The following is a 21,580-nucleotide window of genomic DNA, read 5'->3' as shown; positions in this document are numbered from 1 at the left end:
CGGAGAAGCGGGGTGCCCTGGAAGGCGAGGGGTGGAGTCTATTCGAGGAATCAGATTCCCGAGGCCGGCCACCCGCTCGGGAAGGGCGGGCGGCGGCGGTTCGTCTCCTTGTCCTTCGAGGTGCCTCGCTCGCGCCGTGTGTTCTGGCGGGGTGGCATTGGAGATAGGGTAGGCGGCATGACGTTCACGTGGTGCGTCGTGGTTCCGAGCCACATGGATGGCCGCCGACTCCTGGAGCCGGGTGCATAGGGCCATGGCCGCTTCCTTCTTCTACGATGATTCCCTTTGGCCCATGCTCGTGTGCCGCTTCGAGGGGCAGATGTCCGACGAGGACTATGAGGAGTACCTCCTCCAGGGGGAGTTCTACCTGCGGCGCGGCGAGCCCTACGTCAGTGTGCTCGACACGATGCGGCTGACCCTGCCCACGGCGCGCCAGCGCCAGCGCCTGTTCCAGTGGCTGCGGCAATACGAGCGGCCCATGCGCGAGCTGGTCGTCGGCTGTGCGTTCATCGTCACCTCGCCCCTCATCCGGCTGACGATGAGCACCGTCTTCCACGTCATGCCCATGCCCACGCCTTATGTGGCCGTGCAGGACATGGCACGGGCGGTGACCTGGGCCGCGGACCGGATGAGGGATGTGGGCCATGCCGAGGCCGCCGCGGGCATCCTCGAGCGATTCCACCTCTGACCTCGGGAGAGAGGGGAGTGTCGCCCCGCCATCACCGGGAGCGCCCGGATGCCTGGAGGGATTGCCGGCATCGCACGTCCCCGGGAAACTCGGAAGGAGCGCGAAGGGCCCGAAGGATGGATAATTCATTCCAGGTCCTGGCCGGTCGCCTCGGTGTCTCCCCATGCTCTTCCTGGCTTCAGACGAGGAGTCGAATGTTCCGGGCCCCGGACGAACCTGGGTCCCGTGGAGCCGGGCGCCTCGACGCTCCTGTCCTTCCGCCACCTGCTGTCGGAGGCGATCTCCTCCTTTCTCAGCGAGGCCGGGCTGGGCTCCGCGCAGGTGGGCGAGCCCATCAGCGAGCTGCTCGTGACGCTGTCGCGCTACCGGGAGGAGGGCGAGCCGCTCTTCCCGGTGGCGTTCCTGGGGGACGACCTGGACTCCCCCAAGCAGGTGCGGAGGAGGCGAACGAGGCGCCCCAGGCAGCGAGGTGTTGAGGCGCTCAAGACAACCCACAGGCCCAGCTCAGGCTCTTGCCGCGCCCTGAGGGGAGGGAGGCCTGGGCAGCAGTGTGCCCTATGGGGGTGCTCGGCCCCCTACACGGGCCTGGCACACAGCTCGGGCGGCTCCCGTCCGCGGCTCTCCTCGGCCCCTCCGCTCCATCCCTCACCTTCAACCGGCCTCCCCTTTTTCTTATGCTCCAACCTCTGGCGCCTTCTTCGCTCGCTTCGGGTCGTGCTTCTCAAGGAGTTTCTCGCGCAGTCGGTTCAGTTCCTTGCTGCGCATCTCGAAGACTTCGCCCAAGACGTGTTCGAGAAGGGGGAGTGCATCCAGCACATCCTCCTTCGTCAGCCCGTCATCACCGTGGCTTCCTGAATTTCCGAGCCACTTGATGGCCATGAGATGCTCGCCCAACTCGGGCTCCTTGTGCCGGTACGCTTCGATGCGATGGTGGAGCTTGGACAGTGGCGGGATGGCGAGGTAGTCCATCAGGCGCTCGAGACTCGTGCGGATATGATTCACGGAGGCGCCTGGGTCACTCCAGTAGAGCCCCCAAGCCAATGTGAGCTCGTTCGCGATGGCGTCCGTACACCCGCGAGGTAGGCGGAGCATGGGTGGAGCTGGATTGAAGTGAGTAGGAGTACAGACGTAGTCATACCGTTCCCCGACCTCCTCATCGTCCTCGCGCGTCACGCGGTAGTCCCCGCATGCCGTGACGGACGACAAGCAGTCGGCGTGCGTGCATTGGAATAGGGCGGTGAAGTGGCCGTAGGTCCAATCGTAGTCCCATATTTCCGGGTACGGCTCCCGGTCCTTCTTGGATTCGAACGACTCCCGGGTGAGGAGAGTGTCCTTCTCAAGTGCCAGCGTGCCGGCGGCGCAGACGGGGCACGGCCAAGGGGGCGTTGAATACGACGTGAAGGTCGCGAGCCACAGGTCACGGTTGAAGCAAACCTCACAAGGTTGCACGGCGTCGTCGCTCCAGGCGCGCGACTGCGGCCATTTCTGGTCCCCCAAGCAGGAGAGGAGGAGGCGAGCGTGGCGCCCCAGGCAGCTGCGAGGCAGGAAACGAGGAAGAAGGGGAGGGCGCGAGTGGACTGGGCAGGGCGACGACGAAGGACCTTCGCGGTGGAGGTGTTGGCCTGCGTGAGGAGTGGAGGCAGGCGGAGAGTGCTGGCGTACGTGAAGGAAGCGGGAGGGGTGAGAGCGATTGTGGAGCACCTGGGCCTGCCCAGGGCAGGTGCGAGGCTGGCCCCGGAGCGAGGGCCCCCCCAGGCCGCGTGGTGTTGAGGCTTACGCCACCCCAGAGCCAAAAGGCCCAGTCACCTACCGCGCACCCCATGCAAGCGCGGCCTGGGCAGTCGTGTACCTCAAGGGGCTGCGCGGCCTGTCCACCCGCTTGGCTCACTGCCCGGGCGGCCCCTGTCAGCGGTCCTCCTCGGCACCTGCGTTCCAGCCCTCACCCTCAACATGGCCTCTATCCCACCTATACGCCGCCTATACGCCGCAGACGCGCCGGCTCAATCAGCGAGTAGAAGAGCGCAGCCACCTCGGTGCCGCGCAAGGACTTGGAGCCATAGTGGTTCCTCTCCCCCTCGGCTCCAGCCCTCTCCCTCCACACGGCCCCCATTCCGCCTATACACTATTAGAGGCGGCGGGAATCGAACCCGCCGCCCCGGCGTGCTCATGAACTGTCAGGCTGCGGGGGCGGCCTTTTCAGAGGGCTTGCGGCCCACGCGGTGCTTCCGGGACTTCGTCAGCACGTGCTTGAGGTAGCGCCCGGTGTGGCTCTCCTTTACCTCAGCCACCTGCTCCGGCGTTCCCGTGGCCAGCAGCTGTCCTCCGCCCGCGCCGCCCTCGGGACCCAGGTCGATCACCCAGTCCGCGCTCTTGATGACGTCCAGGTTGTGCTCGATGACCAGAACTGTATTGCCTGCCTCCACCAGCCGGTTGAGCACCTGCAACAGCTTGCGGATGTCCTCGAAGTGCAGACCCGTGGTGGGCTCGTCGAGAATGTACAGCGTGCGGCCCGTGGCCACGCGCGCCAGCTCGCGCGCCAGCTTGATGCGCTGCGCCTCTCCGCCCGACAGCGTCGGCGAGCTCTGCCCCAGCCGGATGTAGCCCAGGCCCACATCCTCCAGCGTCTGCAGCACGCGCATGATGTCCTTGTGCGCGCTGAAGTGTTGCATCGCCTCGCGTACGCTCATCTCGAGCACCTCGGCGATGTTCTTCCCCTTGTAGAGCACTCGCAGCGTGGCCTCGTTGAAGCGCTTGCCGTTGCACACCTCGCACGGCACGTACACGTCCGCCAGGAAGTGCATCTCCACCAGCTTCACGCCATCGCCCTCGCACGCCTCGCAGCGTCCGCCCTTGATGTTGAAGGAGAAGCGTCCCGGCGTGTACCCGAACGCCCGCGCCTCCGGCGTCATCGCGAACACGTCCCGGATGGAGTCGAACAGCTTCGTGTACGTGGCCGGGTTGCTGCGCGGCGTCCGTCCAATGGGCCGCTGGTCGATGTCGATGACCTTGTCCAGGTGCTCCAGGCCGGTGAGCGCCTTGTGCTTGCCCGGCACCTCGCGGCTCTCGTACAGGTGTCGCGCCGCGGCGGGGTAGAGGATCTCGTTGATGAGCGTGGACTTGCCCGCACCGGACACGCCGGTGACGGCCACGAACACCCCGAGGGGAATCTCCACCGTCACGTCCTTGAGGTTGTTCTCCTTCGCACCCTGGATGACCACCTTCGCCTTGCCGGGCGCGCGGCGCGTCTCGGGGATCTCAATCTCCTTGCGGCCGGAGAGATACGCGCCGGTGGAGCTCTTCTCGTTCTCCATCACCTGCGCCGGGGTGCCCTCGGCCACCACCTGGCCGCCCAGCTCGCCCGCGCCCGGTCCGAAGTCCACGAGCCAGTCCGCCTCCTCCATCGTCTCCTCGTCGTGCTCCACCACGACGACGGAGTTGCCCAGGTCTCGCAGCCGCTTGAGCGTGGCCAGCAGCTTGCCGTTGTCGCGCTGGTGCAGGCCGATGGACGGCTCGTCGAGGATGTAGATGACTCCCGTCAGCTCGCTGCCCATCTGCGAGGCCAGCCGGATGCGCTGGCTCTCACCACCCGACAGCGTGGACGCCGTGCGGTCCAACGTCAGGTACGCCAGGCCCACGTCCTCCAGGAATCCCAGGCGGCTGCGGATCTCCTTGAGCAGCTCGGTGGCGATCTTCCGCTCCGTCTCCGTGAGCTGGATGTCTTTGAGCCAGCGCAGCGCGTCGCCGATGGTCTGCCGGCTCAGCTCCACGATGGAGCGCCCGTGCACCTTCACCGCCCGGCTCTCCGGCTTCAGGCGCGCGCCGTCGCACGTGGGGCACGGCTTGTCGCTGAAGAACTTCTGGTAGTAGGCGCGCATCGCCTCGGACGTGGTCGTCTTGAAGCCGCGCATCAGCTTGTTGACCAGGCCCTCCCACTCCATCTCGTAACGGCCGCCGTCACCCCACTGGACCGTGAAGCGCTTGCCCTCGACGCCGTACATGATGATCTTCTTCGCCTTCGCGGGCAGCTTCGCGTACGGCGTGTCCAGGTCGATGTCGAACGCTCCGGCCAGGCTCTCGACGAAGTCCGCCGTCCAGCCCTCGCCCTTGTTCATGCCGCTGGCCCACGGCTCCACCGCGCCCTCGCGCAGGCTCTTCGAGGGGTCCGGGACGATGCGGTCCGGATCCATCTCCGCCTTCGTGCCCAGGCCGTTGCAGTCCGGGCACATGCCCAGCGGGTTGTTGAAGGAGAACGAGGAGGGGGACAGCTCGCCGAAGGACAGGCCGCACGCATGGCAGGCGTTGAGCTCGCTCATGATGCGATCGCTCGCTGGGCTGCCCGTCTCATCCGTGATGATGAGCATGCCCTTGCCCTCGCGCAGCGCCGTCTCCACGGCGTCCGTGAGGCGCGTACGGATCTCCGGCTTGAGCACCAGCCGGTCGATGATGAGCGCGATGTCGTGCTTGGACTTCTTGTCCAACTCGATGCGCTCCTCGAGGCTCTTCACCTTGCCGTCGACACGCGCGCGGGAGAAGCCGCGCTTTTGCGCCTCGGTGAGGATGTCCTTGTGCTCGCCCTTGCGATTGGAGACCACCGGCGCCAGCACCATCACCTTGGTGCCCGAGGGCGACTCCATCAGCGTGTCGACGATCTGCTGGGCGCTCTGCTTGCCCACGCGCTTGCCGCAATTGGGGCAGTGCTGCACGCCCACGGAGGCGAAGAGCACGCGCAGGTAGTCGTGCACCTCGGTGACGGTGCCCACGGTCGAGCGCGGGTTGTTGCTGGCCGCCTTCTGCTCGATGGAGATGGTGGGCGAGAGGCCTCGGATGGTGTCGTACTTGGGCTTCTCCATCTGCCCAAGGAACTGCCGCGCGTAGGCGGACAGGCTCTCCACGTAGCGGCGTTGGCCCTCGGCGTAGAGCGTGTCGAACGCCAGCGAGCTCTTCCCGGAGCCGGAGACGCCGGTGAACACCACCAGCTTCTTCTTCGGAATCTCCAGGGAGATGTTCTTGAGGTTGTGCTCCTTGGCTCCTCGGATGGAGATGACGTCGGGCTCGGACATGGGGGCGCGATCTACCACTGAAAGGGCGCGCAGGTAGGGGGAATGTGGGCGCGCCGTGGGTTGAATGGTCCTGAACGAACGGATTTTCAAGGCGAATCCCTCCCCGCGAAGGGGGAGGGCAGGCGAGCGCGCGGGGGCTGGGGAGGTAGAGGGTTCCGGGCTACGGTGTCGCCGCGATGCCCCACATCCCCGAGCGCCTGCGCGGCTCTCCGTTGCTCGTCGTCTCCAGCCTCATGTTCGCGGTCATGGCCCTGTGCGCGAGGAGCGTGGCGGGCCGGCTGTCGGTGGGACAGGTGGTGTGCGCGCGCTTCGCCATCGGGCTGGTGTTCCTCGCGTTCTACTTCCCGCTCATCGGGCGTCGGCCGCGCATGGGGCGGCCCGGGTTGTGGGCGCTGCGCGGCATCTTTGGGGGCGGCTCCGTCTACTTCTATTTCATGGCCATTGACCGGCTCGCGGTCGGGCCCGCCACGCTGCTCAACGCCTGCTGGCCCATCTGTGCCGCCATCCTCGGCATCTTCATCCTCAAGGAGCAGGTGAACGGGTACCTGGCGTCCGGGCTGGTGGCTACCACCTTTGGGGCGGGGCTCGTCATCTGGAGCACGGTGCAGGGGGGCATGAGCCTGACTTTGGGCGTGGGGGCCTGGGCCGGGGCGGCCTCCGCTCTGCTCAGTGGTGCGGCCGTCATCGCCCTGCGGGCCTTGCGCGGCGACACGGACGCCGCCTCCATCTTTCTGTCCTTCTGCTTCTTCGGGCTGCTGTTCGGCCTGCCCTTCGCCTTGCAGGACTGGCGGCCCCTGAGCTGGGACATGCTGCTGCCGCTGCTCGGCGTGGGCCTGTCCTCCGTGATCGCGCAGATGATCTTCACCTACGCCATGGGCTACGTGACGGCCGCGGCAGGTGGCATCACCACCCAGCTCACCCCGGCCTTCTCGTGGCTGCTCGGCGCGCTCCTGCTGGGCGAGCCTCTCCAACCCCTCTCCGTCTTGGGTTCCCTGGTGTGTATGGGGGGCGTGCTGTGGGGCACGGGCCTGGTTCCCCGCCTGCTCATTCCGGCGTCCAGACCTTCTTCCTGAGCGGGGAGTTCTGGGGAGTTCGCGTTTCCCTTCCTTGCCCTGTGAGATCCGGTTTTTTCCCGTCATCTGGCGGGCAGTTCGGAAAACTTTTCAGGAAACGCGCTCCAGTGGGTAGGTGGGTTCCCATCTGAGTCCAATACTTTTCCCTGCAGCCCCGCGATTTGTTTCAGCGGTGTGTCGTTTGTTTGCCAGGGCCCCGAGGTTGCAGAGCCCTCACCCCCGGTGTGGCTGGAGATCGTGCGGACCGTGTGCGCGTCGCCGATCGGGGAGGCTCCAATGTTGGGTTTTAGGTGGGTGTGCACGGCAGCGTGCCTGTTGGCCCTGGTCGTCGTGGGCTGCGAGCGGCCGTCGTCGCAGCGTGCCCAGTCGGGTCTGAGGGCATCGCCTGAGAAGTTGGAGTTTGGCCTCTCGGCAGTGGGTGTGACCAAGACGATGAAGGTGCGGCTGTCGAACGGGGGCCGCGCGCCATTCAAGGTCCACGGAGCCACGGCCACCCTGCCCAATGTGGAAGTGGTGCCCTTTGAGGCCTTCGAGCTGAAGGCAGGCGGAGAGCAGGAAGTGGAGGTGCGCTTTACGCCGGCCGTGGAGGGCGAGGTCGCGGGCGTGCTGCAGGTGCTCACCGACGCCGACAACGTGAGCAAGGACGGCGTGGCGCAGTTCGACCTGGCGGGCAAGGGCGTGAAGGCGTGGGTGGAGGTGCCGGTGCGCGCCATCGAGTTCGGCAACGTGGAGCTGGGCCGCGTGGAGGCGCGCGAGCTCGTCGTGCGCAACCCCACGCAGGTGGAGAGCCCGGTGCGCCTGGACTTCGACGGAGCGGACGCGGACGAGTTCGGCTCGAGTGAGTCGGGCGCGGCCTTCGTGCTGCAGCCCGGAGAGGAGCGCCGGTTGCCGCTGACTTTCTTGCCGACGCGGCTGGGCGCGGCCTCGGTCCAGGCGCGCGTGAGCGTGGCGTGTCCCACGTGTGAGCCCATCGTCGTGGCGCTGTCGGGCACGGGTATCGCCACGCTCCTGGAGGTGACGCCGCTGCGGGTGGACTTCGGCCGCGTTGCGGTGGGGGCCACCTCCGAGGAGCGCATCACGGTGCGCAACCTCGGCACCGAGCCCATGTCTTTCGGCGGGGTGAAGCTGGTGGACGACTCGGGCAACGTCTTTCGCGTGGTGAGCTCGACCCTGCCGCCGGGCAACGTGCTCGCCTCGGGCGCGGTGGTGGAGGTGCGGGTCGCCTTCACGCCCAAGGTCAGCGGTCCCGTGCCCGCGGCGCGGCTGGAGCTCGATGTGCGGCCCGTGGGGACCACCAAGCCAGGGCCCAAGGTGACGCTCACGGGAGAGGGCGGTACCTCGTGCGTGGTGCTGCAGCCGGATCCGCTCGACTTCGGCACGGTCGCCGAGGGGATGAATGCCACCCGGGACGTGCAGGTTCTCAATCGCTGCCGCACCGACGTGCTGCTGAGCGACCTGAAGCTCACCACGAAAAAGGGCGGCTACTTCATGTTGGCCACGGCGCCCTCCAGCCAGCCCATTCCCGCGGGACAGTCCGTCTCCGTCCCCATCACCTACATGCCTCGCGCGGGCGTGGGGGCAGGTGAGGCGGAGCTCGCCGTGAAGATCCTCAACGGCATCAGCACTTCAACCGAGGTGGTGCGAGTGCTGGGCTCGGGTAAGGTGTTCTCTCCCTGCCAGTACAGGCTGGAGCCAGCGACGGTGGAGTTCGGCAACGTGCCGGTGGGTTCCGAGGTGACGCTCGGCGCGGCGATTCGCAACGTCGGCCCCACCGAGTGCTTCGTGGCCGGGATGCAGGTCGCCGAGGGCTCGGATACGGCCTTCACGGCGAACGAGACGGGCAACAAGGTGCTCCTGCCAGGGCAGCGCGCCGTGCTGCGCGTGCGCTTCAAGCCAGGCTCGGAGGGGGAGTTCTCCGGTCTGGCGGAGGGCTGGGTCAACCACCCCAGCAATGGCCACCTGCTGATTCCGTTGCACGGCCAGGGCGTGCAGGGCTGCTTCTCCGTGCAGCCCACCCACCTGGACTTTGGCACCACGCGGCTGACGTGCGGCCCTCGTGAACGCGAGGTCATCGTCTACAACAAGTGCCTCGGGCCCACCTTGCTCAAGAACCTGCGCCTCGACGGTGACGCCAGCGACTTCAAGGTGGCGCATCCCTTCTTCTTCCCGGCGGTGCTCGCCGCGAACAGCGAGATCCGCGTCAAGGTGACGTACGAGCCGCAGAGTGATGGGGAGGACTCCGCCGCGCTGCGCTTCGAGCTGGACTCGGGCCCGCCCTACACCGTGAGCATGGTGGGAGAGGGCGTGCTCAAGAACGACCAGACGGACCATTTCGTCCAGCAGTCGCAGGCCAAGGTGGACGTGCTGTTCGTGGTGGACAACTCGGGCTCGATGATGGACGAGCAGCAGAACCTGGGCTCGAACTTCTCGGCCTTCCTGACTCACGCGGCTGCCGCGGGCGTGGACTACCACATCGCCGTCACCACCACCGGCCTCGAGCGCTCCTCGGGCGGCTGGTCGGTGTGCCCGGGCGGTGCCGAGGGGGGGGAGAACGGCCGCTTCTACCCCGTCGACGGCTCGTCGCCGCGCATCATCACGCCCTCCACGCCGGCGGCCGAGACCGTCTTCGCTCGCAACACGAGCGTGGGCGTGTGCCACTGGAACGAGCAGGGCCTGGAGGCCATGTATCGCGCCCTGGCGGATCCGCTGGTGTACAACATGGATGACCCGCGCTCGCCGCAGCCGATGGATGGCAACGCCGGTTTCCTGCGCGACGACGCCAAGCTGGCCGTCATCGCCGTCACCGATGAGGAGGACTTCTCGCCGCAGTCGGTGTCCTTCTACGAGTCGTTCCTCCTGGCCCTGAAGGGGGATGACCGCTCCAAGGTCCTCTTCTCCGCCATCGCCGGACCGAGCGACCTGAGCTCCTGCCCCCGCGCCAGCAGCTCCGGCAGCCGCTACATCCAGCTCGCCCAGAACACCGGGGGCGTCGTGGAGAGCATCTGCACGGCCAACTGGGCCGCCTCGCTCGAGCGGATTTCGGAGAACGCCTTCGGCCCCAACCGCTCCTTCCCGCTCAGCGACAAGCCGTCGGATACCACGCGCATCGTGGTGCGGGTGGACGGTGCGGAGGTGACGAGCGGGTGGACGTACGACCCGACCACCAACACCGTCATCTTCGACGTGGACGCTGCTCCCGGCCCCGGGGCGGCTGTGGAAATCACGTACCCGGTGGGTTGCTAGAGCCGCGGAAGATGAGTAACGAGAGGGGGGGCGCTCTTCGGGGCGCTCCTCTTTCATTTTTGACACACTGCAAGGTAATCCCACTCGACAGAGTGCGTGGGGCGGGGCAGGGTGGTGGGTACGATGGCTCCGGAATCGCTCCTGGTCGCCGGTGTGGGAGACATCCACGGTCGCTTCCACCGAGTGGAGGCGTGGCTCGACGTGCTGGAGGAAGCACGGGGCCGCCGGGTGGACATGGTGCTGGCGGTAGGCGACGTGGAGGCCTTCCGGCACGCGGACGACCACCGGCGCAAGGCGGCCAAGCGCGGCATGCCTGCCGAGTTCGCTGAGTATGCGGACGGTGTCCGGACCATGAAGCGGCCGCTGTACTTCATCGGCGGCAACAACGAGGACTTTGAGGCGCTGCACGACGCCCCGGATGGTCTCCAACTCGCGCCGAACGTGCACTACCTGGGGCGAGCAGGCCTTAAGGAGCTGCACGGGCTGCGCGTGGGGTACCTGTCGGGCATCCACGCGCCGCGCTTCTACGAGCAGCCGCTGAAGCGTCCGCGCTCACTCGATACAGCGAAGCAGGCCGGGTACTTCCGCGCGCCCGAGGTGGAGAAGGTCTCCCAGCTGCGCGATGTGGACCTGATGTTGGTGCATGAGTGGCCGCGGGGTCTGCCTCAGCGGGCGCAGGAGCGTGAGGTGCCTCCGCCGGGCCGGACGCTGCCGACATCCTGGATTGGGAACCACATCACCCGACAGCTGGTGGATAAGGTGCATCCGAAGTGGGTGTTGTGCGGGCACTCGCACCGAGCCTTCGCGGTGACGCTCGGAGGGCAGGGGGGACGGCCGGTGACGCGCGTGGCGTGCCTGAACCAGGCGACGCGGCCCGAAGAGTCGGTGTTTTGGATGGAGCTCCAGGGCCACGAGGTGGTCTGCGCGGGATGGGGCATCTCCGGCCAGGTGTCCTGGCAGGCCGGGTCGCTGTGGGGCTTGGGCTCGCTGCCCTCGCCCCAGGAACCCGAGCCCCTGGGCACGGGCGTCTGAAGGGGAACTGACATGGCGGTGATGGATAGGTCTCTCTGGCCTCGGGCGTACCTGCGCCACTTTCAGCGCAAGGCGTCCTTCCAGTTCGCGGCGCTCACGTGGGGCTCGCGAGGTGACGTTCAGCCTTTCGTGGCGCTCGGCGCGGAGCTCGTCCGCCGGGGTCACCGGGTTCTGCTCGCGGCGAGGGCGCCCTTCCGCTCCTTTGTCGAGGAGCACGGGCTCGAGTTCTTCGAGATGGAGGAGGACGGCACCGAGGACCTCATGCACTCCCTCGCGAGCAGCGCCGGGGGGGCGGATGGGGTGAAGCTCATGGTGTCGTGGCAGCGGCGCATGGTCCCGTCACAGCTGCGGCAGTTCTGGAAGGCAAGCGAGGGAGCCGATGTCCTCATCAATAACGCGGCCTTCACGGGTCCGGCGCTCCCCATCGCCGAGCGGCGCGGCATTCCCATCTTCCAGGCCTTCTTTGATCCAGGCTTCATTCCGACGCGGCGTTACTGCGTCCTGGACAACCGCATCCAGGAGCGGAATGCGTTCCTCAATGTCGCCGCGACCCGGCTGAAGAACATCGCGGGTGGGCTGTTCTCGTGGGACCTGGTGAATGCGTGGCGGAGGGAGCACCGGCTGCCGGTGGACTTGCTCGGAGAGAACCTCCGGCCGGGGCTGCTCTTCCGGTTGCCGGTGCTGGTGGCGTGGAGCCAGCATCTCTTGGCGCGGCCCGATGACTGGCCCGAGTGGTTCGCACAGACCGGGCGTTGGCGCCTCGCGGCACAGCAGAAGCCCAGCCAGCGCTTGAAGGACTTCATGGACGCGGGAGAGCCCCCCGTCTACATCGGCTTCGGAAGCTGGGGCGTGCACGACAAGAAGGCGGTGACGGACATTCTACTCGAGGCCCTGCGCGTCACGGGCCAGCGGGGCATCCTGCATCGCAACACGGTGGATGGGCGGAGTGAGCTTCCCGCGAACGTGTACGTGGATGACAACTTGCCGCACGACTGGCTTTTTCCGCGAGTCAAGGCAGTCGTTCACCACGGAGGAGCGGGGACGACGGGGGCGGTGGCCTCGGCCGGAGTGCCCTCGGTGATTGTTCCTGCCTTCTTCGCGCAGGATGTCTGGGGACACCTCGTGCGGCAGAAGGGCATCGGGACGATGCTGCCGCGGCGCGAGCTCCGAGTGGACAGCCTGGTCGCGGCGCTCCGAGAGGTGACGCAGCCGCAGGTTGTTGAGCGGGCCAAGGCGCTCGGCGTCAACGCCAGCAAGGAGGGCGCCGAAGTGCTCGCGGCGGACGAGATCGAGCGGCGCCTGCAGGACGCGGCGAGGATGGGGTAGGCACGTTGATTCACATGACGACTGGTGAGCGGGAGTCCTGCTCACCAGCGGTACCAGGTGAACAGACAGTCGATGAGCTGTGCTTCACCGAGTTCGCAGTGGCCTACCCGTGGCACGAGGTCCGGCACGGGGGTAAAGAGGACATCATTGGACAGGCGAGTGAATCCGAACGTGGATTCGATGAGCCTGGCGAGCTTTGCCTCGTGGGACTGGAACTCGGGTGGAAACGGCGGAAAGCGGAGCCAGGCCTTCTGCTCAGGGGGACTCGTCTTCTCCATATGGGACGCGTAGAGGGCGTACACCGGTGCGAGTTGGCTCAGCAGGCAGACGACGCAGTCGTACCGGATGGCTCCTGGCACGAAACCCGGAAGGGATACGCGGCAGATATAACAGGGATCATGCCAAGGAACCGTTGCGTCCGCGATGTCGCAGTCGGGGAGCTCCTCACGAAGCCGCTGAACCAGGTCCTTCCATGCCTGTGTTCCCCCTATGTTGGCGTGGATCAACTGGGTGAGGCGTTGGCTCTCTTCTGACTCTTTGTAACGAGGATCTTCGTTGCCGAGACCGACTGGGTAGTAGCGGTGAACAAGCTGGATGAGTGCGTCGGCCGTCAGTTCCTCCGGCTTCATGGGTGGGCGCTCCTCGAATCATTTCGCTCGGAGGGGCGCACCGGAGTGTTCTTGCTCACTCGGTGGTGCGATGGCGCTTTCGTTCTCACGGAAAGGTCTTCCTGGGGATACCCATCGTTTGGAACCCGGTGACTCGAGTGCCAGGAATCGTGCCGAAAGTCCGGTCTCCCATGATGTGCTCCATGTGTTTCTTGAACTGATTACAAGCCAGTGCGGTTGGCTGCCTCTCTTTGATGACGAGGCGGGCGGCCTCGTCGGAGGCCTTGGCTGCTGCCTCTTGTGCGAAGTCATCCGGAACCGGCCCGTTCAAATTCACCTCCGGAACGCCGACCTCGATTTCGCAGGTGGCAGTTGCGGGAAAGATGGGTGAAAGCCTGCCCAGCAAGACAAGCACTTGCGCGACCTTCCATCCACCTGTCCCTGGACCGGCGTGGGGGACGACGTTGGTGAACTGAAACGTGGACGGCGGGATGTGGCCAATGACGATCTGCGTGCACGAAAGCTGGAGTGCTCCAGCTATCGCGAGCAACAGCCGCATCATTCTGAGTAGGCCCCAGCTTGTGATGGGTCTCCTTTGCGCAGGACAGGGGGCCACACTCAGAATTGACCGGACAGCACCACGCCGCCGAGGCCGCCGGACACGTTCATGGACATGTCCGAGGCTCGTGGCTGCGCCTGCGCCTGCTGCTGGCGCCCGTGGAGCAGCAGGGGCACGCCCACGCCGAAGAGGGTACCCGCCGCTGCACCTACCAGCACGTCCGTGAGGTAGTGCTTGTCCGCGCCCATGCGCAGCAGCCCCATCGACGCCGCCGCCGGCAGGCCCACCGCCCAGATGAGCCAGCGGTTCTTGTAGCCGCGCAGCTCGGACACCGTGCCCGCCGCCGTGACGAGCGCGAAGGCCATGTTCGTGTGTCCGCTGTAGAAGGACAGGTTGTTGTCGTTGGGGTGCTCGGTGAGACCCTTCTGGTCCTCGGGCAGCACGTGCACGAAGGGGCGCTCGCGGCCGACAGCGAACTTCACTCCCTGGTTCACCAGGGAGGCGATCACCACCGACTCGATGATGATGGTGGCGTCCTGCGCGAAGTAGCGCGGAGGTGCTCCGCTCGCCGAGCCCAGCAGGTACTGCCCTCCGAGCACCCCCACGGGCAGCACGCCGAAGTCCAGGATGTTGCTCCACGTGTCCCAGCGATCGCGGCCCTCCGGAGTCTTCGCCGCCACGCCCCGACCCCATCGGTCCAACCCGTTGAGCGTGTCCACGCCGTCCGCCGAGCGGTCGCACCAGCGGCAGGTCTTTGGGACGAGCTGGTCCTTGAACAGGCCCTCGCTGCCGATCCACAGCACCCCCGCGACACCGGTGATGACCCCGTCGCGGGTCCAGTTGAAGTTCAACTCATGGAGCGTAGGGGCGTCCGATGCCTGTTGGGCCCGGGGCTGGGCCTCGGCCAACACAGGGGAGGTGGCAAGCAGGGAGGCGAGCGCTAGAACGTGGAGGGCAGAAGGCATGTCGGCGAGCATAAATGCCCCCCTCGCCCCGTTCTAGAATCCCCGCCCTCGTATGTCCTCTCCTCGTCGTACCCTCCAGGTCTACCCCGATACCGGACGCCGCCAGGCCGCTCTGCGCGCGGCCCGGAGCGCCGCTGGAGTCGTTCGGGGAGATGCCTTCCTGACGTGGGACGGCTTCCTGGAGGCCCTTGGCGGGGCTCGCGAGTTGGGACGGCGCCCGTGCCCACCCCTCGCGGCGCGCACCGTGGTGGGCTCACTCGCACAGGGACTGGGCTCCACGCCCTTTGGCGACTTCGTCCACGAGCCCGCTTTCGCCCGCGCTGCGCTGGACGTGCTGCTGGATCTCAAGGCCGGCCGGCTCTCCCCGCGCGAGCTGCAGGATGCGTTGGAGGTGCTCCCTCCCGAGCGGCGCAACCGCGTTCGGATGCTCGCCCTGCTGCACCACGCCTACGAGCAGAAGATGGCCGAGCTGGGCCTGGCGGATCGCGAGGACGTGGTGCGCGGGGCTCGCGAGGCCTTGGAGCGCAACGCCTGGCCCGCGGCCTGGGATGACGTGGGCACGCTCGTGCTGCACGGCATCTACGACGTGCGGCCCTCCGGGCTGGAGCTGTTGATGGCCCTGGCGGCCGCCTGTGATGCGCGCCGAGTGACCCTGCGCGTGGAGACTCCGGTGGGTGGCTCCCCGGTGGCGGACGCGGCTCTGGCGGCGCTCTTCCGCGCCTTCGAGAACCGCGGTGAAACGCTCCCCCACGTGGACCTCTTCAAGGCGGACGTGACTTTCGAGTCCCGCCCGATGGTGGAGCTCGGTCGACACCTCTTCTCGCCCCGGGCTCCGAAGGACGTGCTCCAGGGCGCGGTGGAGGGCCTGCGGATGTGGAGCGCCGGGGCGGCTCGGGACGAGGCCCGGCTCATCGCTCGGGACGTGCGTCGGCTGGTGTCCGACGGGGTGGCCCCTGGAAGCATTGCCGTGGCGTGGCGTGACCTGGGACCCGAGGCCCGCTGGTTGGCGGACGCGTTCTCCGAGCTGGGAGTGCCCGTTCGTTTGCCCTGGGGCGAGCCGCTTGCGCTAGCCGGCCCGGTGCGCCTGGCGTTGGATCTGCCCCTGCTGGTGGAGGATGGCTTCCCCGCCGAGCGTGTGGCGGAGGTGATCTCCAGCCGCTACGCGCCCACGCTCTCCCGGGGGGCTCCCGAGGCTCCGGCGACGCTCCTCACGCTCGCGGCCGTCCGGGATGATCGGCTGGGTGCGGCGCGTGGCAAGGGCGCGTATGACCTTCGCCTGGAGGCTCTGGCGAAGCGATTGGAGCCGCTGCCGAACCAGGTGCGTCCCAAGGAGCAGCGGCGCGCCCACGAGGCTCGGGTGCTGCGCGAGCGGTGCCTGTTGCTGATCGAGTCCTGTCGCCGCATTCCGGAGCAGGGCCGTGCCTCGGAGCTGCTCGCTGCGTGGTGGCAGGTGGTGCAGCGGCTGGGGTTGATGGACTCGGAGGGGGCGTTGGATACGCCCGCGGACGAGGGGCTGGGAGCGCTTCGGCTGGATGCTCGGGCCCGGGATGATGCGGCGCGAGTCGCGCTCGCGGCGAGGGTCCGGGAGCTGGAGCGGACGCTCGCGGTGGTGGGGGGTGGGCCCCGGTTGAGGCGGCGCACCTTCGGTCGCTGGTTGCAGGACGCGATGCGCGACGTGCATCTGCCGGCGCGTGGGCCCGTGACGGGTGCTGTGGAGGTGCTGGACGTCCACGAGCTGGAGGGCCGCTCCTTTGCCCATGTCTTCCTCGGGGGCATGGCCGAGGGTCGATTCCCCGGCCGCGAGGAGCCCAATCCGCTGCTAGGTGACACCGAGCGGATCGCCCTCAACAAGCACCTGAGCCGGGACATCTTCCGTCTCACGGGCGGCGAGTTCGAGGATCGCGCGCCGTGGCGCCTCACCGAGGACCGGCTCCTGTTCGCCAGCGTCCTGGCCGCCGCCGAGGAGACGGTGAGCCTGTCCTTCTCGGTGGAGGGCCCGGGAGGCCAGGAGCAGGCGCCCTCTGCCTTCTTGGAGGAGGTGCGGCGGCTGACGGGTGCTTCATGGGTGACGCGCTCGTTGCCGGCCATCGCGCCGCTCGACGAGGTGCTCACGGAGTCGGAGCTGCGCCAGCGCGTGGTGTTGGAGTCGCTGGCCAACGAGCGGCTGCGCGTCTCCGTGCCGGACCCTGCCCGGAACGTGCTCAAGCAGCGCTTCGAGGGCGCGCCGTGGCTCGTCGCGGCCAAGGAGATGGTGCAGGTGGAGATCGAACGCCTGCACTTCTTCGGCGATACGCGCAAGGGCGCCGGCCGCTACACGGGTGCGGTGGATGATCCGGCCCTGAGCGAGGCGGTTCGCGAGGCGTTCCGCTTCGACGAGGATCGTCCATTGTCGGCCTCGGCGCTCGCGCGCTTCGGCAACTGCGGCTTCCAAGGCTTCCTGTCCTACGGGCTCAAGGTGCCCGAGCCGGAGCAGCCGGGAGAGGAGTTCGATCGCCGGGGGCAGGGCGTCTTCTGGCACCGCGTACTGGAGGAGTTCTTCAAGCGGCTCAAGGAGCGCAAGCTGTTGGGCCGAGGTCTCGACGAGCTACCGGAAGAGCTGTTGGACGCGGTGCTGGACGAGGTGCGGGAGCACTTCGAGCAGCGGCACTACGTGGGCCATCCGGCGCTGTGGCGCCTGGCTCGCGAGCGGGCGAAGAACATGGTGCGCCGCATCCTCATGGACGAGCGGCGGGGCCTGCCGTTCGAGCGCTTTGAGCCCGCGGGTTTTGAGCTGCGCTTCGGGCCTCGCAACCCGGCGGAGGGGTGGAACAAGGTGACGCTCCAGGTGGGCGAGGAGGTCATTCACTTCGAGGGCACCATCGACCGGTTGGACATGGCGGGTGGCGAGGTGGGCGTCATCGACTACAAGTCCGGCAAGCTGTCGAAGTCGGAGCTGAAGAAGAAGCTGCTCGACTCGGACTTCCAGCTCCCACTGTACCTGTACGCGGCTCGGGTGAGCGGTCACCGCAACACGCGCCAGGCCGCGTGGTTCTCGCTGCGGACGGGAGAGGTCATCTACCTCTCGGAGGTGTTGGAGAAGGACGCGGTGGAGCTGGAGGAGCTGCTGTCCACCGAGCCAGAGGTACGGGCGCGGATGGCGGCGGAGGCGAAGCCCAACCTGGCCAACGCGGTGGAGGCGCTGATCCGCACGGTGCGGGCGGGGCAGTTCGCCATGAGACCGAAGGACTGCGGGAGCTGCGGCTACCGCCCCGTGTGCCGCATCACCGAGCGGCGGCTCGTGGAGGAGGAGGGCTCTTCGTATGAGTGAGGCCTCTCCCCTGGCGCTGGAGAAGAACCTCGCCCTGATGGCGGGTGCCGGCGCGGGCAAGACGTACAGCCTGGTGACGATGACGCTGCACCTGCTGACGGGGACGCGCGAGGGCATGAAGCCCCTGCGTCCCTCGCGGATGTGCATGGTGACGTTCACCGACAAGGCCGCCGCGGAGATGCGCGCGCGTGTCCGGGCTCGCCTGGATACGCTCGTCCATACCGAGCCGAAGGAGGTGAAGGAGCTGGACCTGCGGGCCTCGCTCGAGCGGCTGGGCCGTCCCTTCCCCTCGCGAGACACGTGGCGGGCCCTGCGCGAGGAGTTGGGCTCGGCCTCGGTGGGTACCTTCCACTCGCTGTGCGGCCAGCTCTTGCGTCGAGCACCGCCGGGCTCGGGCGTGGACTCGTCCTTCGAGGTGCTCGACGAGCTGGAGGCCCGCACGCTCGTGGTGGATGTGTGCGAGCGCGTGGTGCTGGACGCGTTGGAGGCCGGTGACGCGGGCGTGCGCGAGCTGTGCCAGGAGCTGACCTTCTCGGGCTCGGACTTCACCGAGGGCCTGGTGTCCTCACTGACCGCCACCTACGGCAAGCTGCGCGAGGAGGGCCTGCGCGCGGCGGAGGCCCGCATCTCGAACGTGGACGAGGCCCGTGCCGGACTGGAAGCCCTCGTCGAACGGTGCCGTCAGCTCTGCGCCACCGTGGCCGAGCTGGACGCCAAAGGCGAGTGGCGCGTCCTGCGCGAGGCGCTCGAGCGTGCGCTGGATGGGCTCACGCCGGAGAACTGCTTCGAGCCCGAGCGGTTGCCCTCGCTCAAGGCGGCCTTCCTCGAGGATGGACGAGATGTGCGCCGGCTGAAGAAGGAGCCGGGCAACTCGATGAAGGAGCTGTACTGGTGCCTCTTCGGGAAGAGCGACGGCTCGGTGATGCGGCTGGAGGACGCGTACGCGGGCTGGCGCACGGCACCCTTTGAGGCTTCGTTCCGCTCGCTGCTCGCGCAGGTGGAGGCGCGCCACGAGGAGGAGTTCGTCCGGCGCAACGCGCTGGACTTCACCGCGCTGCTGGTGAAGACGCGCGATCTGCTGCGAGACAACCCGGACTTCCGCCGTCAGGTGCAGGAGCGCATGGGCGCGCTCATGGTGGACGAGTTCCAGGACACCAACCGCCTGCAGCTCGAGCTGGTGCTGCTGCTCGCCGAGAAGCGCGACGGAGGCCCGCGCCCGCTGCGACCGGATGACGACCTGGTGGCCACGCTCCCGCTCGAGCCCGCCTTCCTGTGCGTCGTGGGTGACCGCAAGCAGTCCATCTACGAGTTCCGCGGCGCCGACGTGTCCGTCTTCAAGGTGCTGGCGGACAAGATCGTCGCTGAGGGCGGAACGCTCGACTTCATCCATAAGAACCGGCGCTCGGTGCCGCCGCTGCTCGACTTCTTCAACCAGGCCTTCCCGGGCGTGTTGAAGGCGGGTGAAGGGGGCGCTCGCCCGTACGAGGTGGTGTATGTCCCCGAGGAGGATGACTTCACGCCGGTGCGCCCGGCCCCACTGCCTGCCCCGGTGGTGGAGCGGCTCCAGTTGGACGACGAGGAGCTCTCCACGGGCGAGCTGCGTGCGGCGGACGCGGAGTCGGTGGCGAAGCGGCTGAAGGTGATGCTGGCTCCGGGCGCCGAGCCCCTCGTGGCGGTGAGCGAGGAGAGCGTGGAGCGGCGTCCCGTGCGGGGCGGCGACGTGGCCATGCTCTTCCGGACCTTCACGCACCTGGAGGTGTACCGGCAGGCGCTCATCCGTCACGGGATTCCTCACCGGGTGCTGCGCGGGCGCGGTTTCTACGGCGCGCAGGAGGTGCTGGACCTGGCCTCGCTGCTGTCGCTGCTGGCGGACCCCGAGGACTCGCTCGCCTTCGCCGCGGTGCTGCGCTCGCCATTGGTGGGGCTGTCGGACGCCTCGCTCTTCCGGCTCGCCGGGCCCGAGGGACTGACGCTTCCCTCCGTGGAGCGTGAGGGCTCCTCCGCCCTGGAGAAGCTGCCCGAGGGTGAACGGGTGCGGCTGGAGCGCTTCCTCTCGGCGCTGCCATCGCTGCGGGGCGAGAGGGACAGGCTTGGCGTGCGGGCGCTCCTGCAGGCCGCGTTGGACGTAACGGGCTACCGCGAGGCGTTGGCGGGCACTCCGTATGCGGAGCAGGCGAGCGCCAACGTGGAGAAGCTGCTCGCGCTGGCGGGCCGACGCGACGAGCGTGGCACGGGCGCGTGCGTGACCTTCGCTCGCGAGCTGCAGCGGCTGGCCAACGAGGAGCCCACTGAGGCACAGGCGGACCTGCTGGAGGCGGGAGACCCTCGTGCGGTGCAACTGCTCACCATCCATCGGGCCAAGGGCCTGGAGTGGCCGGTGGTGGTGGTGCCCTCGCTCGGAAGCCTGCGGCGCTTCAGCAGCGGGCGGGCCCTGTTCGAGCGCACCCATGGTCTCTGTCTGCGGCCGTGGCTGCCGGACAGCCTCGACAAGTACCGCTCCCCCCGCTACGACGCGGTGAAGGACGAGCTGCGGCGGCGCGAGACGGCCGAGTACCGGCGCCTGCTGTACGTCGCGCTCACCCGCGCTCGGGACAGGCTCATCCTCTCTGGAGGCAAGGAGCGCGGCGCGTCCGACTCCTGGTGGTGCCTGCTCGACGAGCGGTTGGAGGAGGACACGCGGCTGCGCGGGCTCGTCGAGGACCTGGACGTGGACACCCTGCCCGCGCCTCCGGAGGCGGACGAGCTGGAGGACGTGGACCTCTCGGAGCAGGAGACCCGCGTCGAGGCGGCGGTGCAGCGTGTCCACGAGGGCACGGCGCTGTCCGCGCCCGAGGTCGTGACGGTGAGGACCGAGGCCGTGCAGGACTTCCTCGTCTGCCCGCGCCGCTACCGGTACGTGCACCGGCTGGGTTTGCGTGCAGAGGGGGCTCCCTGGGAGACGCCGCCGCGCGAGTCCTCGCCGTACATCGAGCGGGACGCCTGGGGCGCCCCACCTCCGAGTGCTTCGGACCGGGTGCTGACCCTGCTTCGGGTGGTGGACTTCCGCCTCGCCGGGACGCCCGCCCCTGAGCGGCGGTCCCGCCTGGAGGCGCTCGTGCGAGAGGTGGGCTGGGAGGTGGGCGAGGACGGAGTGGAGGAGGCGCTCGCCACCGTGGAGCGCTTCTTGGGCACTGCGTTCGCTCGCCGTCTGGCCACGGCGCCCGCGTCGAGCGTGCATCGCGCGTTGCCCTTCGTGCTGTCGTTGCCGGGTGAAACATCGGCGGCCCTCGAAGGCGAGGTGGACCTCCTATGGGAGACTCCGGCGGGAGAGGCTCGGGTCGTGCTCTTCAATCCAGGCCCACGCTCCCCTCGGGGCGTCGCGGCCCATGCCGACGCACTGGCGACCCTGTCGTTGGCCGCGCGGCGACTGGTGCGCGAGGGCGTCCCCGTGGAGGTGGGTGTGGCCTTCCTGGGAGACGACATCCCGGAGCCGGAGTTCCCCGCGCTCTCCGCGGACCTGCAGACCATCGCCGAGCGCCTGCGAGAGGCCGCCCGGGGGTTGGTGGAGGCAGACGTCCAAGGTCGCTGGCCTGGCAGGGCAGCATCCGCCTGCCAGACGATGGCTTGTGGCTACGTTGGACACTGTCATCCCGGCGCTCGGGTCTGACGGGGGAGATCCTCGCTCTTCCCGCTCCATCCCGGTGACGGCCCGTGTCGAAGCGTGCTAAGCGGGGCCCAAC

The 21,580-nt window shown here is 68.0% G+C and carries 12 protein-coding genes; 7 read left to right on the top strand and 5 right to left on the bottom strand.

The window, feature by feature from the left end; all coding sequences use genetic code 11:
* The first annotated feature begins 253 nt into the window (after positions 1-253).
* Positions 254-688: an STAS/SEC14 domain-containing protein gene (locus tag F0U60_RS36990; RefSeq protein WP_395806758.1), complete on the top strand. Its 435-nt coding sequence runs from the start codon at positions 254-256 to the stop codon at positions 686-688.
* Between the two features lie 672 nt (positions 689-1,360).
* Here the strand turns inward: F0U60_RS36990 and F0U60_RS36985 are convergent.
* The gene (locus F0U60_RS36985; RefSeq protein ID WP_395806757.1) at positions 1,361-2,137 is read right to left on the bottom strand and encodes a DUF4145 domain-containing protein; all 777 of its coding nucleotides are present in this window, start codon (positions 2,135-2,137) and stop codon (positions 1,361-1,363) included.
* A gap of 725 nt (positions 2,138-2,862) precedes the next feature.
* On the bottom strand, positions 2,863-5,748 hold the full coding sequence (gene uvrA / locus F0U60_RS36980) for an excinuclease ABC subunit UvrA (RefSeq protein ID WP_395806756.1): 2,886 nt from the start codon (positions 5,746-5,748) through the stop codon (positions 2,863-2,865).
* A gap of 176 nt (positions 5,749-5,924) precedes the next feature.
* Between uvrA and F0U60_RS36975 the strand changes: the two genes are divergently transcribed.
* The 4 genes from F0U60_RS36975 to F0U60_RS36960 all read left to right on the top strand — a co-directional run bounded on the left by F0U60_RS36975 (position 5,925) and on the right by F0U60_RS36960 (position 12,422).
* Complete coding sequence (locus F0U60_RS36975) at positions 5,925-6,821, top strand: DMT family transporter (protein WP_395806755.1); 897 nt, start codon at positions 5,925-5,927, stop codon at positions 6,819-6,821.
* A gap of 276 nt (positions 6,822-7,097) precedes the next feature.
* Positions 7,098-10,064, top strand: coding sequence for a choice-of-anchor D domain-containing protein (locus F0U60_RS36970; RefSeq protein ID WP_395806754.1), 2,967 nt, complete (start codon positions 7,098-7,100; stop codon positions 10,062-10,064).
* 123 nt (positions 10,065-10,187) lie between these two features.
* Positions 10,188-11,096 (top strand): metallophosphoesterase, encoded by a 909-nt coding sequence (locus F0U60_RS36965; protein WP_395806753.1) that lies wholly within the window; start codon positions 10,188-10,190, stop codon positions 11,094-11,096.
* A 12-nt stretch (positions 11,097-11,108) separates the two neighbouring features.
* The gene (locus tag F0U60_RS36960) at positions 11,109-12,422 is read left to right on the top strand and encodes a glycosyltransferase (RefSeq protein ID WP_395806752.1); all 1,314 of its coding nucleotides are present in this window, start codon (positions 11,109-11,111) and stop codon (positions 12,420-12,422) included.
* Positions 12,423-12,463: 41 nt separating this feature from the next.
* Here F0U60_RS36960 and F0U60_RS36955 read toward each other — a convergent pair whose 3' ends face one another.
* From F0U60_RS36955 to F0U60_RS36945, 3 genes are all read right to left on the bottom strand, one after another.
* Positions 12,464-13,051 (bottom strand): hypothetical protein, encoded by a 588-nt coding sequence (locus tag F0U60_RS36955; protein WP_395806751.1) that lies wholly within the window; start codon positions 13,049-13,051, stop codon positions 12,464-12,466.
* An 85-nt stretch (positions 13,052-13,136) separates the two neighbouring features.
* Complete coding sequence (locus F0U60_RS36950) at positions 13,137-13,592, bottom strand: hypothetical protein (protein ID WP_395806750.1); 456 nt, start codon at positions 13,590-13,592, stop codon at positions 13,137-13,139.
* Positions 13,593-13,648: 56 nt separating this feature from the next.
* Positions 13,649-14,566: a phosphatase PAP2 family protein gene (locus F0U60_RS36945; protein ID WP_395806749.1), complete on the bottom strand. Its 918-nt coding sequence runs from the start codon at positions 14,564-14,566 to the stop codon at positions 13,649-13,651.
* A gap of 40 nt (positions 14,567-14,606) precedes the next feature.
* On the opposite strand from F0U60_RS36945, the gene F0U60_RS36940 reads away from it, so the two are divergent.
* A complete protein-coding gene (locus F0U60_RS36940; RefSeq protein WP_395806748.1) occupies positions 14,607-17,861 on the top strand; it encodes a PD-(D/E)XK nuclease family protein in 3,255 nt (1,084 codons plus the stop codon).
* On the top strand, positions 17,854-21,507 hold the full coding sequence (locus tag F0U60_RS36935; RefSeq protein WP_395806747.1) for a UvrD-helicase domain-containing protein: 3,654 nt from the start codon (positions 17,854-17,856) through the stop codon (positions 21,505-21,507). The genes F0U60_RS36940 and F0U60_RS36935 overlap by 8 nt, the downstream gene beginning before the upstream one ends.
* The last annotated feature ends 73 nt before the right edge of the window (positions 21,508-21,580 follow it).

This window comes from Archangium minus (assembly GCF_044360475.1).
Classification (GTDB): domain Bacteria; phylum Myxococcota; class Myxococcia; order Myxococcales; family Myxococcaceae; genus Archangium; species Archangium minus.
The sequence above is the reverse complement of the archived record's forward strand: the minus strand, read 5'-3'. Positions and strand labels throughout refer to the sequence as shown.